At 35.0% G+C, this 449-nt stretch carries 1 protein-coding gene; it reads left to right on the top strand.

Going from position 1 to position 449, the window contains the following annotated elements:
- Nucleotides 1-387, top strand: a 387-nt coding sequence (gene tnpA / locus LJD32_RS15090) for an IS200/IS605 family transposase (protein WP_227392838.1), incomplete at its 5' end; no start/stop codon positions are given.
- Nucleotides 388-449 lie beyond the last annotated feature (62 nt).

The following is a 449-nucleotide window of genomic DNA, read 5'->3' on the forward strand; positions in this document are numbered from 1 at the left end:
TACAAATCGAATAATAATGTGACCTATTCCTGCAAATATCATGTTGTATTCTGTCCAAAATATCGACGTCCCGTTCTTGTAGATGGTGTTGATGATCGCTTAAAGGAGTTGATTAAAGAAACCTGTGATCAATTGAATGTCGAAATCATTGAAATGGAAATCATGCCCGATCATGTACATTTGCTTATGGAAGTAGATCCACAATATGGTATTCACAAAGCAGTTAAAAGAATCAAGGGTTACTCTTCCAGAGTGTTGAGACAGGAGTTTTCCTGGCTGAAATCAAGAATCCCAACACTATGGACCAATAGCTATTTTGTATCTACAGTAGGTGGTGCACCATTTTCTGTAATTAAGCAGTATATTGAAGATCAAAAAAACGTTTAGGTGATATCTATGCAATTAACAGAAACAGTCAAGCTTTATCCAAATAAATATCAAACAGAATT

Source organism: Faecalibacillus sp. TM498 (assembly GCF_020589955.1).
Taxonomy (GTDB): Bacteria; Bacillota_I; Bacilli_A; order Erysipelotrichales; family Coprobacillaceae; genus Faecalibacillus; species Faecalibacillus intestinalis.